At 71.2% G+C, this 14,371-nt stretch carries 11 protein-coding genes; 5 read left to right on the top strand and 6 right to left on the bottom strand.

All coding sequences use genetic code 11. The features are described from left to right. Nucleotides 1-190: 190 nt before the first annotated feature. From pepN to ACFVZW_RS24170, 5 genes are all read right to left on the bottom strand, one after another. Nucleotides 191-2,764, bottom strand: a complete 2,574-nt coding sequence (pepN, locus tag ACFVZW_RS24150) for an aminopeptidase N (RefSeq protein ID WP_384524791.1) — start codon at nucleotides 2,762-2,764, stop codon at nucleotides 191-193. A 52-nt stretch (nucleotides 2,765-2,816) separates the two neighbouring features. Continuing rightward, nucleotides 2,817-4,040: a TerD family protein gene (locus tag ACFVZW_RS24155; protein ID WP_384524794.1), complete on the bottom strand. Its 1,224-nt coding sequence runs from the start codon at nucleotides 4,038-4,040 to the stop codon at nucleotides 2,817-2,819. 175 nt (nucleotides 4,041-4,215) lie between these two features. Then, on the bottom strand, nucleotides 4,216-5,235 hold the full coding sequence (locus ACFVZW_RS24160) for an aspartate-semialdehyde dehydrogenase (RefSeq protein WP_384524798.1): 1,020 nt from the start codon (nucleotides 5,233-5,235) through the stop codon (nucleotides 4,216-4,218). A gap of 192 nt (nucleotides 5,236-5,427) precedes the next feature. After that, complete coding sequence (locus ACFVZW_RS24165) at nucleotides 5,428-8,745, bottom strand: S8 family serine peptidase (RefSeq protein ID WP_384524801.1); 3,318 nt, start codon at nucleotides 8,743-8,745, stop codon at nucleotides 5,428-5,430. 198 nt (nucleotides 8,746-8,943) lie between these two features. Then, entirely contained in the window at nucleotides 8,944-9,486 is a 543-nt protein-coding gene (locus tag ACFVZW_RS24170; protein WP_384524804.1) for a CGNR zinc finger domain-containing protein, read from the bottom strand. Between the two features lie 117 nt (nucleotides 9,487-9,603). Between ACFVZW_RS24170 and ACFVZW_RS24175 the strand changes: the two genes are divergently transcribed. The 5 genes from ACFVZW_RS24175 to ACFVZW_RS24195 all read left to right on the top strand — a co-directional run bounded on the left by ACFVZW_RS24175 (nucleotide 9,604) and on the right by ACFVZW_RS24195 (nucleotide 13,278). Then, on the top strand, nucleotides 9,604-10,059 hold the full coding sequence (locus tag ACFVZW_RS24175) for a VOC family protein (protein ID WP_384524807.1): 456 nt from the start codon (nucleotides 9,604-9,606) through the stop codon (nucleotides 10,057-10,059). A gap of 161 nt (nucleotides 10,060-10,220) precedes the next feature. Further along, entirely contained in the window at nucleotides 10,221-11,090 is an 870-nt protein-coding gene (locus ACFVZW_RS24180) for a pyridoxamine 5'-phosphate oxidase family protein (protein WP_384524810.1), read from the top strand. 36 nt (nucleotides 11,091-11,126) lie between these two features. Then, nucleotides 11,127-11,567: an HPP family protein gene (locus tag ACFVZW_RS24185; protein ID WP_384524813.1), complete on the top strand. Its 441-nt coding sequence runs from the start codon at nucleotides 11,127-11,129 to the stop codon at nucleotides 11,565-11,567. 9 nt (nucleotides 11,568-11,576) lie between these two features. Continuing rightward, the gene (locus tag ACFVZW_RS24190; RefSeq protein ID WP_384524816.1) at nucleotides 11,577-12,044 is read left to right on the top strand and encodes an NUDIX hydrolase; all 468 of its coding nucleotides are present in this window, start codon (nucleotides 11,577-11,579) and stop codon (nucleotides 12,042-12,044) included. 91 nt (nucleotides 12,045-12,135) lie between these two features. Beyond that, on the top strand, nucleotides 12,136-13,278 hold the full coding sequence (locus ACFVZW_RS24195) for a serine hydrolase domain-containing protein (protein ID WP_384524819.1): 1,143 nt from the start codon (nucleotides 12,136-12,138) through the stop codon (nucleotides 13,276-13,278). A gap of 4 nt (nucleotides 13,279-13,282) precedes the next feature. On the opposite strand, the gene ACFVZW_RS24200 is transcribed toward ACFVZW_RS24195, so the two are convergent. Continuing rightward, the gene (locus tag ACFVZW_RS24200) at nucleotides 13,283-14,290 is read right to left on the bottom strand and encodes a hypothetical protein (protein WP_384524821.1); all 1,008 of its coding nucleotides are present in this window, start codon (nucleotides 14,288-14,290) and stop codon (nucleotides 13,283-13,285) included. Between the last annotated feature and the right edge of the window lie 81 nt (nucleotides 14,291-14,371).

Below are 14,371 nucleotides of genomic sequence, written 5' to 3' on the forward strand. Positions count from 1 at the left end.
GGGGGCGCGGGCGCGGCGCGGGGGCGGGCGCCCCGCCCGGGGGCCGCGGCGGGGCGGGGGCGGGGGCGCGCCCCCCCCCGCGCGCCCGCCCCCCCCCCCCGCGCCGACGCCCGCCCGCCGAGCGGACTCAAACAGACGAAGGGGCACCTCCGTGGGGGAGGGTGCCCCTTCGTCGTTCACCTGCCTGCCGTCACGCCGCGGCGGCGTCCGCCGCCCGCGCCTTCAGAGCGCGCTCCACGCCCGCGCGGCACTCCGTCACCAGACGCCTCAGCGCCGGCGCCGGGTCGTTCTCCGCGATCCACGCGTCCGTGGCGTCCAGGGTCTCCTGCGAGACCTGGATCGTCGGGTAGAGGCCCACCACGATCTGCTGGATCATCTCGTGGCTGCGGGTCTCCGAGATGCCCTTGATCGAGGCGAAGTACTTCGCCGTGTAGGGAGCGAGCAGCTCACGCTGGTCGGTCTGCACGAAGCCGCCGATCACGGCCTCCTGCACGGCGTTCGCCAGCTTGTCGGACTCCACGACCGACGCCCAGGCCTCCGCCTTAGCCGCCTCCGTGGGACGGGCCGACCGCGCGGTCGCGGCATGCCGCTCACCCGCGGCCGTCGGGTCGCGCTGCAGCTCGCCCGCGATCTCCGGCTCGTCGTAGACGCCGGTCGCCGCCAGCCGCTGCACGAACGCCCAGCGCAGCTCGGTGTCGACGGCCAGGCCCTCGATGGACTCGCGGCCCTCCAGGAGGGCCGCCAGCAGGTCCAGCTGCTGCGGGGTCCTGGCGGTGGCCGCGAAGGCCCGCGCCCAGGCGAGCTGGTGGTCGCTGCCCGCGTCGGCGGCGCGCAGGTGCGCCAGCGTCGCGTCGGTCCAGCGGGTCAGCCCGGCCTCGCGCCACTCCGGCGCCGCGTACAGGTCGAGGGCGGCCTTGACCTGGCCCTGGAGCGACTGGACCACGCCGATGTCGGTCTCCTTGGCGATGCCGGAGAGGACGAGGTCCAGGTAGTCGCGGGTGGCCAGCTCGCCGTCGCGGGTCATGTCCCATGCGGAGGCCCAGCACAGCGCGCGCGGCAGCGACTCGGTGAAGTCGCCGAGGTGCTCGGTGACGTTCTTCAGCGACACCTCGTCCAGGCGGACCTTGGCGTACGACAGGTCGTCGTCGTTGAGCAGCACCACCGCCGGACGCGTCTTGCCCTGCAGCTGCGCCACGCGGGTCAGCTCGGTGGCGGTGACGTCCAGTTCGACCCGGTCCGTGCGGACCAGCTTCCCGGCCGCGTCCAGGTCGTAGAAGCCGATCGCGATCCGGTGCGGACGCAGCGTCGACTCGCCCTTGGCGCCGACGGGCAGCGCCGGGGCCTCCTGCTTGACGGCGAACGAGGTGATGACACCGTTCTCGTCGGTCTCGATCTCCGGACGCAGGATGTTGATGCCGGCCGTCTCCAGCCACAGCTTCGACCAGGCCTTCAGATCACGCCCGGAGGTCTCCTCCAGCGCGCCGAGCAGGTCCGACAGCCGCGTGTTCCCGAAGGCATGCGCCTTGAAGTACGCCTGCACGCCCTTGAAGAACTCGTCCTGGCCGACGTAGGCGACCAGCTGCTTGAGGACCGAGGCGCCCTTGGCGTAGGTGATGCCGTCGAAGTTGACCAGCACGTCCTCGAGATCGTTGATCTCGGCCATGATCGGGTGCGTGGACGGCAGCTGGTCCTGGCGGTAGGCCCAGGTCTTCTCCGCGTTGGCGAAGGTGGTCCAGGCGTTCGGCCAGCGGGTGCCCGGCACGGACGCCTGGCAGGCGACCGAGGTGAAGGTCGCGAACGACTCGTTCAGCCACAGGTCGTTCCACCACTCCATGGTGACCAGGTCGCCGAACCACATGTGCGCGAGCTCGTGCAGGATCGTCTCGGCCCGGCGCTCGTACGCCGCGTCCGTCACCTTCGAGCGGAAGACGTACTGGTCGCGGATGGTCACCGCGCCCGCGTTCTCCATCGCGCCCGCGTTGAACTCCGGCACGAAGAGCTGGTCGTACTTGGCGAAGGGGTAGTCGTACGCGAACTTCTCCTGGAACCAGTCGAAGCCCTGACGCGTGACGTCGAAGATGTGGTCCGAGTCGAGGAACTCGGCCAGCGACGGACGGCAGTAGATGCCGAGCGGGACGGTCTGCCCGTCCTTCTCGTACGTCGAGTGCACCGCGTGGTACGGGCCGACGATCAGCGCGGTGATGTACGTCGAGATCCGCGGAGTGGGCTCGAAGACCCACACGTCGTCCTTGGGCTCCGGCGTCGGCGAGTTGGAGATCACCGTCCAGCCGCTCGGCGCCTTCACGGTGAACTGGAAGGTCGCCTTCAGGTCCGGCTGCTCGAAGGAGGCGAAGACGCGACGGGCGTCCGGCACCTCGAACTGGGTGTAGAGATACGCCTGGTCGTCGACCGGGTCGACGAAGCGGTGCAGGCCCTCACCGGTGTTGGTGTACGCGCAGTCGGCGACGACCTTCAGCTCGTTCGGTCCCTGCTGCAGATGGGCCAGCGCGATCCGCGAGTCGCGGAAGACGGCGGCGACGTCGAGCGCGTCGCCGTTGAGGACGACCTCGTGCACGGCGGGGGCGACGAGGTCGATGAAGGTCTCCGCACCGGCCTCGGCGGAATCGAAGCGGACGGTGGTGACGGACCGGTAGGTGCCGCCCTCCTGCGCACCGGAGAGGTCGAGGTCGACCTCGTACGCGTCCACGGTCAGCAGCTTCGCCCGCTGCTGCGCCTCTTCACGGGTCAGGTTTGTGCCAGGCACCCGGTCAACTCCTCGGTTTCGTGACGTTTGGCTCATCCTTCCACGCCGTGCCTCAGCGCCGCACCGCACATTTCCAGGGTCCGTCACCGCTGATCCGCAGCAGTCCGGGACCCGGTACGGGCGCGCTGACACGGACCTCGCCGATCTCGTTGACGAGGAGGTCCTGGTCCTCCGCGTCGTACTCCGGCTCGCTCGGCGGGGTGTGCTGATGGACGGTGAAGTTGGACTCGCCGTGGTGGAGGAAGTCGAGGACAGCGGGCGGCCCGTCGTAGACGACGAGGTCGTGCGCGTGACCCTCGATATGGCTGTCGAAGCGGCGGGCGTGGGTGAGGGGGAGGACCCGCAGGGTCCAGGGGGTGTCCGCCTCGACCCGCAGCGACAGCGGCCGGCCGCGCGGGACGAGCGCGACGGTACGGGCCCGCACGTCGTCCTCGTACGCCATGAGCAGGTAGTCCTCGGCCCGGCCGTAGGCGTCGCAGGACTCGATGGTGGTGGAGATCGAGTGGTACGACTCGATCTCCAGGAGCGCCCAGCCCGGCGGGAGGGACGGGTCGCAGTGCACGGTCTCCTTGCCGCGGCCCTGGTGGACGGAGGGGCGGAAGTCGGTCGAGAACGGGTCGACGGCGACCGGGGCGGGGGAGTGGGCGGGGGTCATGGCCGGCACGGGGGCCGCGTACCCCGGACCGGGGACGGGCGGCGGGGCGGGGGTGACGTAGCCCGGGCCCGGGATCGGCGGCGGCGGGGCCTCCACCACGATGCCGAAGTCCGTCGCGAGGCCGGCGAGACCGGAGGCGTACCCCTGCCCCACGGCGCGGAACCGCCAGCCGCCCTCCCGCCGGTAGAACTCGCCGAAGACGAACGCCGTCTCCGTGGTCGCGTCTCCGATCGCGAAGTACGCCACCGGCGCGCCCGCCAGGTCCGTGACCCGTACGTCCAGGGACGGCACCTGCCCGAAGGTCCCGCCGTCCGCCGAGGCGGCGACCACCACCCGCTCGATGGCGGGCTCCACACGCGCCAGGTCCAGCCACAGCCAGTCCGCGGCCGCTTCGCCGGGCGCGCCGGGCGCCGACTTGCCCAGATGCCGCACCGTGCCCGAGGGGTGCTCGACATGGTTGTAGAAGACGAGATCCGCGTCCCCCCGCACCCGTCCACCCGCGTCGAGCAGCAGCGCCGAGACATCCACATCGGGTGTCCCCGGCACGGCCTGCCAGGCGACGGCGACCTGGAGGATTTGGGTGGGCACCGGGATGTTGGCACCCTTGGGTATCTGGGTCATGCTGCGGATCCTGTCATCCCGAGGCCCGGCTTCGAACGCGTTGTCCGAATTCCGCCGGGGGACGACGTTTCGCCGGGGGACGACGCGGGGACACGGCGGGGGACACCGCGGCGACGTCGTGGGGACGCGACGGGGGCGGCCGGATCCCGGCCGCCCCCGCGTCTGTCGGATCCGGTCAGCCCTGGCCGAGCTCCGCGGCGACCAGCTCCGCGATCTGCACCGCGTTCAGCGCGGCGCCCTTGCGCAGGTTGTCGTTGGAGAGGAACAGCGCCAGACCGTTGTCGACGGTCTCGTCCACGCGGATGCGGCCCACGTACGACACGTCCTTGCCGGCGGCCTGGAGCGGGGTCGGGATCTCGGAGAGCTCGACGCCCTCCGCGTCCTTGAGCAGCTCGTAGGCGCGCTCGACGCTGATGGGACGCTCGAAGCGGGCGTTGACCTGGAGCGAGTGGCCGGAGAAGACCGGGACGCGTACGCAGGTGCCGGAGACCTTGAGCTCGGGGATCTCCAGGATCTTGCGGGACTCGTTGCGGAGCTTCTGCTCCTCGTCGGTCTCGTGCGTGCCGTCGTCGACCAGGTTGCCGGCCAGCGGCACCACGTTGAAGGCGATGGGGCGCCGGTAGACGTTCGGCTCGGGGAAGGCGACGGCCTCGCCGTCGAAGGCCAGCTGGTCGGCGTTCTCGGCGACGGCGCACGCCTGGGTGCGCAGCTCGGCGACACCGGCCACGCCCGAGCCGGAGACGGCCTGGTAGGTGGTGGCGACCAGCGCGGTCAGGCCGGCCTCCTGGTGGAGCGGCCGGAGGACCGGCATGGCGGCCATCGTGGTGCAGTTCGGGTTGGCGATGATGCCCTTGGGGCGGTCCTTGATCGCGTGCGGGTTGACCTCGGAGACGACGAGGGGGACCTCGGGGTCGCGGCGCCAGGCGGAGGAGTTGTCGATCACGACGGCGCCCTGGGAGGCCACCTTCTCGGCGAGCGCCTTGGACGTGGCGCCACCGGCGGAGAACAGGACGATGTCCAGGCCGGTGTAGTCGGCCGTGGAGGCGTCCTCGACCGTGACGCCGTCCACGACGGTGCCGGCGGAGCGGGCGGAGGCGAAGAGCCGCAGCTCGTCGACGGGGAACTTCCGCTCGGCCAGGATCTTGCGCATGACTGTGCCGACCTGACCGGTGGCTCCGACGATTCCGACCTTCACGGGGACTCCTCCGTACGTTTGTGCAGGCTGCTGCCGTCCATGATGCGTATGTCCCGGCCCGCCTTGTCCAATCCATTGTCCGAGGATCGGGACGGAAACGGCGATGGGAGCGGGAGGACACGGCGACGGAAGCGGAGACGGGGAAGGGGCGGGCACCGGTTCCGGCGCCCGCCTCTCACTCGTACGGCGGTGTTACGGAGTGACCTTGCCGATCACCACGCTGCCGGCGCCCGCGACCGTGCCGCGCGCGTTCAGCAGCTGGACCTCGCCGAAGAACTGCCGGCCCTCGGGCGCGGCACCGGCGACGAGGATCTCGGCACCGACCTTGGCGTTCGCGCCGTTGGCCAGCGGGTAGCTCTTCGACGCGTCGACCTGGACGCTGCCGAGCGCGGCCGAGTAGTACACGTCCTTGTAGTCGAAGGTCGTGCCACCCTCGGCCTGCACCGAGTAGCCGTCGATCACGACGGTGTACGTACCGGCGGCCGGCTTGACCAGCGAGACGGCCTCCTCCGAGTCGCCGTCCGCGGCCTGGCCCACCTGCACACCGTCGCGCAGGACCGTCAGGTCGAGGTCGGCGGCCTTGTCGGAGGTGTTGCCGATCGAGATGTCGAGCCGGTCGACACCCTCACCGATGGTGACGGTCTTCGTCTGCTGCTCGTGGTGCTTGATCGTCGGCGTCTCGGCCTTCAGGGAGCCCAGCGGGCCGCCCTTCAGCTTGCCGTCGAGGGCCGCGAACTTGTTCGTGACCGTCCACTCGACGGCGGCCGGGGTGCCGACCTTCGCCTCGGCGACGGTCTGCACGGCCGGGTCGAAGTCGGCGCCGAGCACCGAGACGTCCAGCTTGAACGGGTTGTCCAGGTCGGGCGACGTACGGCGGGACTCGACCTCGATCTCCCAGACGCCCGGCGTCGGGTTGGCGTACGAACGCAGGTCCGCACGGCAGCCGTTGCCCGGGTTGTAGTGCGGGTAGCACACGTTGGACGCGGTGGACTCGAAGGCCACGCCGTACGGGTGGATGGAGATGAACCGGGTCTGGCTCTTCTCCTTCAGACCGCCGAGGGCGACCTCGAGGGTCTTCGCGCCCTGCGGCACGGTCACGAAGTACGACTTGTGGCTGTTGCGCTGGACCGAGCCGGACGCCGAGAAGGCGAAGCCGGGCGCGGCCAGGTCGCTCGCGACGACCGAGGTGGCGAGGATCTGCTTGTCCACGCCCTCGGTGCGGTCGTCGTCGGCCTCCAGGATCACGCTGTGCACACCGGCCGAGGTCGGCCGGGCCTGGATCTTGACGGTGACCGGCTTGTTCAGCGGCAGGTCGATCTCGTCGTCGCCGAGGATCCGGAAGGTGCCGTCGTTGTACTTCAGCTCCAGCTCGTGCTCGATGGCCCGGTTCGGGCCGGTCGTGCGCGTGATGGTGACGTCGTAGACCTTCTTCTGGCCGACCTTCAGGCCGCCCTCACGGTCGTACACACCGGTGCCGGTGTGCGGGGCCGGGAAGATGGCGGTGTCGACCGGGGCCTCGACCTTGTACTCGTGCGCCGTGGCGCCGTCCTTGATCGACTCCCAGGCGTCGTTGATGTCGATCAGACCCGAGCCCTGCTCGTGGGCCGCGACACCGGAGATCCGGTGGGCGGTCGAGGTGAGCGCGGTGCGCAGGCTGAGCGGCGAGAGCTCGATGCGCTTCTGCTTCGCGGCGGAGAGCAGCAGCGCGCTCGCGCCCGCGACCTGCGGGGAGGACATCGAGGTGCCGTTGAGCATCCCGTAGCCGGCGGGCAGCGGGTAGCCGGACTCGGGCACGCCGGAGCCGGCCTGCCAGGTCGGGATGGTGTTCACGGCCGAGCCCGGACCGGTGATGGTCGGGGTGAAGCCGCCGTCCTCACGCGGACCGCGCGAGGAGAAGGGGAACATGGCGTACGACTTGGTGACGGCCGAGCCGTAGTTGGCCGCCCAGGTCGACTTGGAGATCGCCGCGCCGACCGAGACGACCTTGTCGGCCAGGCCGGGGTCGCCGATCGTGTTGATGCCCGGGCCGGAGTTGCCGGCCGAGATGATCAGCTGCACGCCGTACTGGTCGATCAGACGGGTGTAGAGGCGGGCGCGGACGTTGTCGCCGTCGTTCTGCGCGGGCAGGCCGCCGATCGACATGTTGACGATGTCGACGCCACGGTTGACGACGAGGTCCGTCATGCCCTCGGTGAGCGCGGTGTTGGTGCAGCCGCCGGTCCACGTGCAGGCGCGCGAGGAGACGATCTTCGCGCCGGGCGCGGCGCCGTTCATCTTGCCGCCGAAGAGACTGTGGGCGGCGGTGATGCCGGCGACGTGCGTGCCGTGCGAGGACTCGACGACACCGATGTTGACGAAGTCGCGCTTCTGGCCGACCCAGGTCCCGCCCAGCGGGTCCATCGCGACGTCCTTGCGGATCTCGACGACGAACGGCGTCTTCTCGACGACCTCGGTGGCCGGGTTGTCGGTACCGAAGTAGCCGATCTGGTACCCGTCCTTGTACGGCTTCATCGGCGCGTTGTCCGTGAAGTCGTTGTTCTGGTCGGTGTCGACGCGGACGGTGCCGGCGGCCGGGTCGTACAGCATGCCGAACAGGTCGGCCGTGTCGCCGTCGCGGTTGATGTCACCGGCCGGGTCGCCGCCCGCGGTGATCGCCTCGTTGAAGCGGCTGAACTGGTAGGAGCCCTCGGGCGCCTTCCAGGACTGCGAGGAGGCGGTGAAGACGGGGCCCGCGACCGGGGTGATCTGGGCGCGCCAGGTGCCGTCGCCCTCGGTCAGCGGGTCGGTGGCGGTGACCCAGTCGACGATCTTGCGCTCGCCGGTGGTGGTCTTCTGCAGCGCCGGGTGACCCAGGTCGACACCGGAGTCGAGGATGCCGATGGTCACGCCGCGGCCGTCGGCCTTGGGGTGGTTCTCGACGAAGTCGACCGCACCCGTCTCGTGGGACGGGTTGTACGGGTTCTTCGCCGGGGTGCTCTTGCTCGGGGCCGGGTAGGTCCGCGAGACGGTCGTGCCCTCGACGGGGCCGGTGGCGCCCGCGTCTGGGGTCGGGTCGTCCAGCTTGATCTCGGCCTGGAGGTCGATCGACTGGACGGAGGAGAGCTTGGTGGCCGCCGTGATCGCGGCCTCCGCCTTGGCGGTCGGGATGGTGGCGCGGACGTAGCCGAGCTTGTCGTCCTGCCTGCCGACCGAGGCGCCCTGGACGGCGTCGAGCTGGCCGGCGACCTGCTCGGTGGCGCCGGGGGCGGTCGCGACGAGGATGGTGACGTTCTGCTCGCCGGTGGCCTCGGCCTCGGTGAGGCGCTGGGCGTCGGTCGGGCCGAGCTTGTCGGCGGAGTCGGCGGACTTGACCGGAGGAGTGGTCGCCGGGTCGTCGGCGGCCAGGACCGGAGCAGCACCGGCCGCGATGAGCGCGGTCACAAGTCCGGCGGCGGCGGCGATACGGGCCGCGCGTCTGTGCCCGGGGGTCGAGCGCCCGGGTATGGAGCTCTGCGATTCGGGGGTGGTCATTTACATCCCTGTTTGTGAAAGAAGAGGGTCCGGATTTCGGTACCGGATGACCGCTCAGCCAATCGCAAGTGACAGGGGTTTGTGGAGAGTTGTCGACGGCGGTTTACGGCCGTGGCATACATCCGCCACAGGACGGGTTACGCCACGGGGGGATGTATCGCCCTGAAGCGGGACGAGTCGACTCCTGCGTACCGCCGGTTAGTTGTCCTTTGTACGGGCGTAGTGGCGCGAGGCCTTGGCCCGGTTTCCGCATGTCGTCATCGAGCACCAGCGCCGGGTGCCGTTCCGCGAGGTGTCGAAGAAGTGCAGGATGCATGCCTCGTGGGCGCAGGCCCGGATCCGGTCCGACGCGGTGCGCAGCAGGTCGAGGTAGTCGCGCGCGGCGGTCCAGGCCGGACCCCAGGCGGCGTCCTTGAACTCCGGCTCCTCGCCCGGCCCCTCGGGCGTGAGGGTCGCGCGGATGCGGCCGTGCCCGAGGACGGCGTCGACGCGCGCGATGGCGGCGGGGTCGCCCGGGGCGTCGGCGAGGGCGAGCAGCGCGTCACGGGCGGCGAGTGTGTGGCGCAGGGTCGTCGCGTCGGCGGCGAAGCGCTCGTCGAGCCCGTTCGAGGTGAGCCAGACGCCCAGGCCGTCGGTGTCCGCGAGCAGGTCCTGGCGTACGCCGTCCGACATCCAGCGGGTGTTGAGCAGGTCGAGGGAGACGGGCTCGCCGAGCAGGGGCCGCGGGTCGGAAACGGTCATGGCGGACACCCTCCTCGAAGAACTAACCCCTCAAGGTTACGTGACCGGTTGCGCGGCGACTGACTAACCTCTAAAGTCGAATTGAGAGGTTAGTCAGTCGATCAGAGGGGAACCGCCATGTCGGCGATCGGAACGCTGAACACCGGCCACATCGGGCTGAACGTCACGGACCTGGAGCGCTCGCTCGGCTTCTACGCGGACGTGCTGGGCTTCGAGCTGCTCCGCGAGGGCAAGGAGGAGGGCCGGCGCTTCGCGCTCCTGGGGCAGGGCGGCCGGCTGGTCCTCACGCTCTGGCAGCAGGCGGAGGGCGCGTACGACTCGGCCCGCGCGGGCCTGCACCACCTCGCCTTCGAGGCCGAGTCGATCGACCGGGTGAGGGCGGCGGAGGCGGCCCTGAAGGAGCGCGGCACCTCCTTCGCCTACGAGGGCGTGGTCCCCCACGCCGAGGGCGCCTCCTCGGGCGGCGTCTTCTTCCACGACCCGGACGGCACCCGCCTGGAGATCTTCGCCCCGGCGGGCGCGGAGAGCACGGAAGCCCCGGTGGAGGGTGCCCCGACCTGCGGCTTCTTCTAGAAGCCGGCTGCGTTGTGGGCAATCGTTCCGCTTGGGGGTCCCCCCAGGACGCAGTCCGAGGGGGAGGGACGGGTGGGCACAACGCCAACGAACGCGCTGCCCGCGCAAGGGCCCGGTGCCTGGGCCCCGCACACGACGAGCCCGCACTCTCGGAGGACCCCATGGCCGCTTACAACGAAGGCTCCCTCGCCGTCCAACAGCGCGTCGGCGTCCGCGACCTCGCCGCCCACGTAGGCCGATCCATCGGCACCGGCATCCGCCCCATCGCCGCCGCCTTCCTCGAGCTCCAGCCCATGCTGGTGCTCGGGGCGGCGGACGCCGACGGCCGGGTCTGGTGCACCCTCCTGACCGGCACCCCCGGCTTCGTCCGGGCGACGGGTCCGCACACGATCTCGGTCGCGGCGTCCCTCCCCGTCCCCGACGGCGCTCCCGACGGCACCCCCGTCGGAACGATCGCCCTGGACCCCCGCACCCGCCGCCGTATGCGCCTCAACGGCCTCGCCCGCCCCAGCGCCCGCGGCTTCACCGTCGAAGCGGAACAGGTCTTCTCCAACTGCCCGAAGTACCTCCAGAAGCGCGAGCTGTACGCGCCCGACACCACCACCCCACCCGGAGCCCCGCACCACGGCACGGCGCTCACCCCCGACCAGGAGCGCTTCGTCCGCGCGGCCGACACCTTCTTCATCGCGACCGTCGCCCCCGACGGCGCGGACGCGAGCCACCGCGGCGGCCACCCCGGCTTCGTCCGGGTCGACTCGCCCACCGAACTCAGCTGGCCGGACTATCCCGGCAACGCGATGTTCCTGACCCTCGGCAACCTGGAGACCGACGACCGCGCGGGTCTGCTCTTCCTCGACTGGCACACCGGCACCACGGTCCGACTGACCGGCCGCGCCCGGACCGCGTACGACCCTGACGGAGTCCGTACCACCCGCTTCCGTATCGAGCGGACCGTCGAGACCCCGTCCGCCAGCCCCCTGCGCTGGTCCCACCCCGAGTACTCGCCCGCCAACCCACCCCTGGACTCCTGAATGGCATCCGCCCCGGCCCGCCCCCACCCCCGTGCCATGGCCACGGCCACCTCTGTCAGCGTCGCGGCCCTGCTCGCCCTCGTCGCCCTCGGCGCCGTGCTGCACCAGCCGCTGCTGATCCCACCCCTGGCCGCCAGCATGGCGCTCGTCGCCGGGGCGCCCGATCTGCCGCTCTCCCAGCCCCGCTCGGTCGTCGGCGGCCAACTGCTCTCCGCGCTCACCGGCTTCTCCGTGCTGCTCGTCGCCGGACCCGGCCTCTGGGGTGCGGCCCTCGCCGGCGGGCTCGCGCTCGGCGTCATGATGGCGGCCCGCACCCCGCACTCGCCCGCCGCGGCGACGGCCGTGATCGTCGCCCTTCAGAATCCGCCGTTCTGGAGCTTCCTCGCCCTGCTCGCCCTCGCGAGCGTGCTGCTCGTCTCTGTCGGCCTCGCGGGCGCTCGGGCCGCCGGGCGGACGTACCCGGCGTACTGGTTCTAACCTCGCCTCATGAAACAGGAGTTGAGGGTGGCGGCCTACGCCGTGTGCGTCCGTGACGACGAGGTGCTCCTCGCCCGCTGGGTGGACAGGGCGGGGGCCAAGCGATGGACCCTGCCCGGTGGCGGGATGGACCACGGCGAGGAGCCGGTCGACACCGTCGTCCGCGAGGTCGAGGAGGAGACCGGGTACGTCACCGAGCCGGTCGCCCTGCTCGGCATCGACTCCATCCGCCGCGGCTGGCTGCGCCGGCTCGCCGGACCGGGGGACTTCCAGGGGCTGCGGATCATCTACGAGACCCGGGTCACCGGCGGCGAGCTGCGCAACGAGATCGGCGGTTCCACCGACGTCGCCGCCTGGCATCCGCTCGCCGCCGTCCCCGACCTCGAACGCGTCGAACTCGTCGACATCGGACTCCAGTTGTGGAGCGAGCGGCCCCCGGTCGGACGCTCCCGCCTCGCCGATCCGGCGAACGGCTGAATCTCGCTCAACCCCGGGAACGCCCTCAACCCGCAGCCCGAAGGCGGGGTCCCCTCCCGTGACCGCAGTACACGACAGGGGAGCCCGCACGATGCCAGCCGTACGCACCGCACGCACCGCCCGTACCGTCCTCGCCGCCACCGCCGTGGCAGCGCTCACCGCCGGAGCGCTCGCCGCGCCCGCCGTCGCGGCCACCGCGCCGAAGAAGCCGGACCACACCGCCACCCAGAAGGCTCTCGACGCGGCGGTCGAGGCGGGCGTGCCCGGCGCCGTCGCCCAGGCCCGGTCCGGCCGCGCCGGCTGGACCGGGACGGCCGGCGACCGCGGCGGCCAGGACCGCTACCGGGTCGGTTCGATCACCAAGACCTTCGTCGCCACCGTCCTCCTCCAGCTGCAGGCCGAGGGCCGCCTGGACCTCGACGACCCCGTCGAGAAGTGGCTGCCCGGCGTGGTCCGCGGCAACGGCCACGACGGCCGCAAGATCACCGTCCGTCAACTCCTCAACCACACCAGCGGGATCTACGGCTACACCGCGGACACCGGATTCCAGGAGAAGGTCTTCGGGCCCGGCTTCCTGGAGCACCGTTACGACACCTGGACCCCGCGGCAGCTCGTCGCGATCGCGATGACCCACAAGCCGGACTTCGCCCCCGGCACCGCCTGGAACTACTCCAACACCAACTACGTCCTGGCGGGCATGGTGATCGAGAAGGTCACGGGACGTCCGTACGGAAAGGAGGTCGAGCGGCGGATCATCAAGCCGCTGAAGCTGCGTGCCACCAGCGTGCCCGGGACGACCGTGACGATGCCGAAGCCGAGTTCACGGGCGTTCTCGAAGCTGGCGGTCGACGAGAACGCGACGACGGTCCACGACGTCACCGAGCTGAACCCGACCCTCGCCGGCGCGGCCGGCGAGATGATCTCCGACTCCAACGATCTGCAGACCTTCTACCGGGCCCTGTTCAAGGGCGCGTTGCTGCCGAAGGCCGAGATGCGGGAGATGACGAAGGCCGTGCCCGTCAGCGCGGAGGACCCGGAGTTCTTCTACGGCCTCGGGCTGATGCAGGCGAAGCTGAGCTGCGGCAAGGAGGTGTGGGGCCACGGTGGTGGCATCCACGGTTCCTCTTCGCAGGCCGTCGTCACCAGGGACGGCGAGCACTCGCTCGCCATGAACTTCAACGCCGACTGGGCGGGCGACAGTCAGACCGTCGTCGAGGCCGAGTTCTGCGGCTGATGCGTCACCGGGGCAGGACGACGACATAGGCGGCGGGCTGCCGGTCCGACGCGGCCATCAGGGCCGTACGGACCACGGTGGCCTGCTGGTCCATCGCCTCGCGCAGCTTGCGCGGGGTGATGTGGACGACCGTGATGCCGAGCCGCTCCAGGTGCTCGCGCTTGCGGGTGTACTCCGACCACAGCGCGTCGTCGTCCTGCCGCGGCGCCCGGGTGTCCAGCTCCACCGCCACCGCCTGGTCCGGCCAGTACGCGTCGAGGCCGCCGAGGTGCGGGCCGCCGGGCAGCCGCAGGTCCACGTTCCACAGCGGGTCGGGCAGCGCGAACTCCCGCACCATCTCGTACAGCCGCTCCTCGGCGATGCTCCGGCCCTCGGCGAGCAGCGAGTCCACGGCGTCCACCACATGCGGCCGGGTGAGCAGCCGCGCCCGGTTCAACTCCCGTACCACCGCTCCGGGTTCGCAGTGCCCGCCGCGTACCGCCTCGGTGAGCAGCCGGCGCACCACGCCCGCGTCGGTCAGGCCGGACACGGCGTCCGCGAGGGCCCGGGCGACCGGCGCGACCGGCACCCCCGTGAGCTCCAGCGGCTCGGGCATGTCCTGGGCGCGCTCCACCTTGACCCAGCCGGTGGACCGCAACCGGCGGGTGCGCGGCACCAGGACGTCGATCCGGTCCAGGGAGGTCAGCGGGGGAGCGGAGGAGAAGCGGTGCAGGGCGAGCGCGGCGAGCCCGGTGATCATCGCGTCGGGGTTCTGGGAGGGCACGACGCCGGAGCGGCGGGCGTAGAGGAGTGCGGCCTGCAGTCGCTCCTCGCTGGTGGGCTGTCCCGGGTGGGGCAGGAAGACGCCGGGCAGGATCTGCTGCCAGCCGCCGCCCGGCTTGCAGCGCGCGGCGATCTCGGTGCCGGACATCCCCTGGGCACGCAACTGGGAGACGGGCAGCACGCGTTGGTGGTTCTCCGCGTGAGGAGGGAGGGGGAGCGGGCGGGGGCTGATGGGGGTGTTGTGGTTCATGACGGGGGTCTTCCGCTTACCGGACCTCCGCTAACCGCTGTTACAAGCGCGTCACCAAACCGGGACAAGCTCGCCCTAAAG

This window comes from Streptomyces sp. NPDC059567 (assembly GCF_042735655.1).
In the GTDB taxonomy this organism is placed as follows: domain Bacteria; phylum Actinomycetota; class Actinomycetes; order Streptomycetales; family Streptomycetaceae; genus Streptomyces.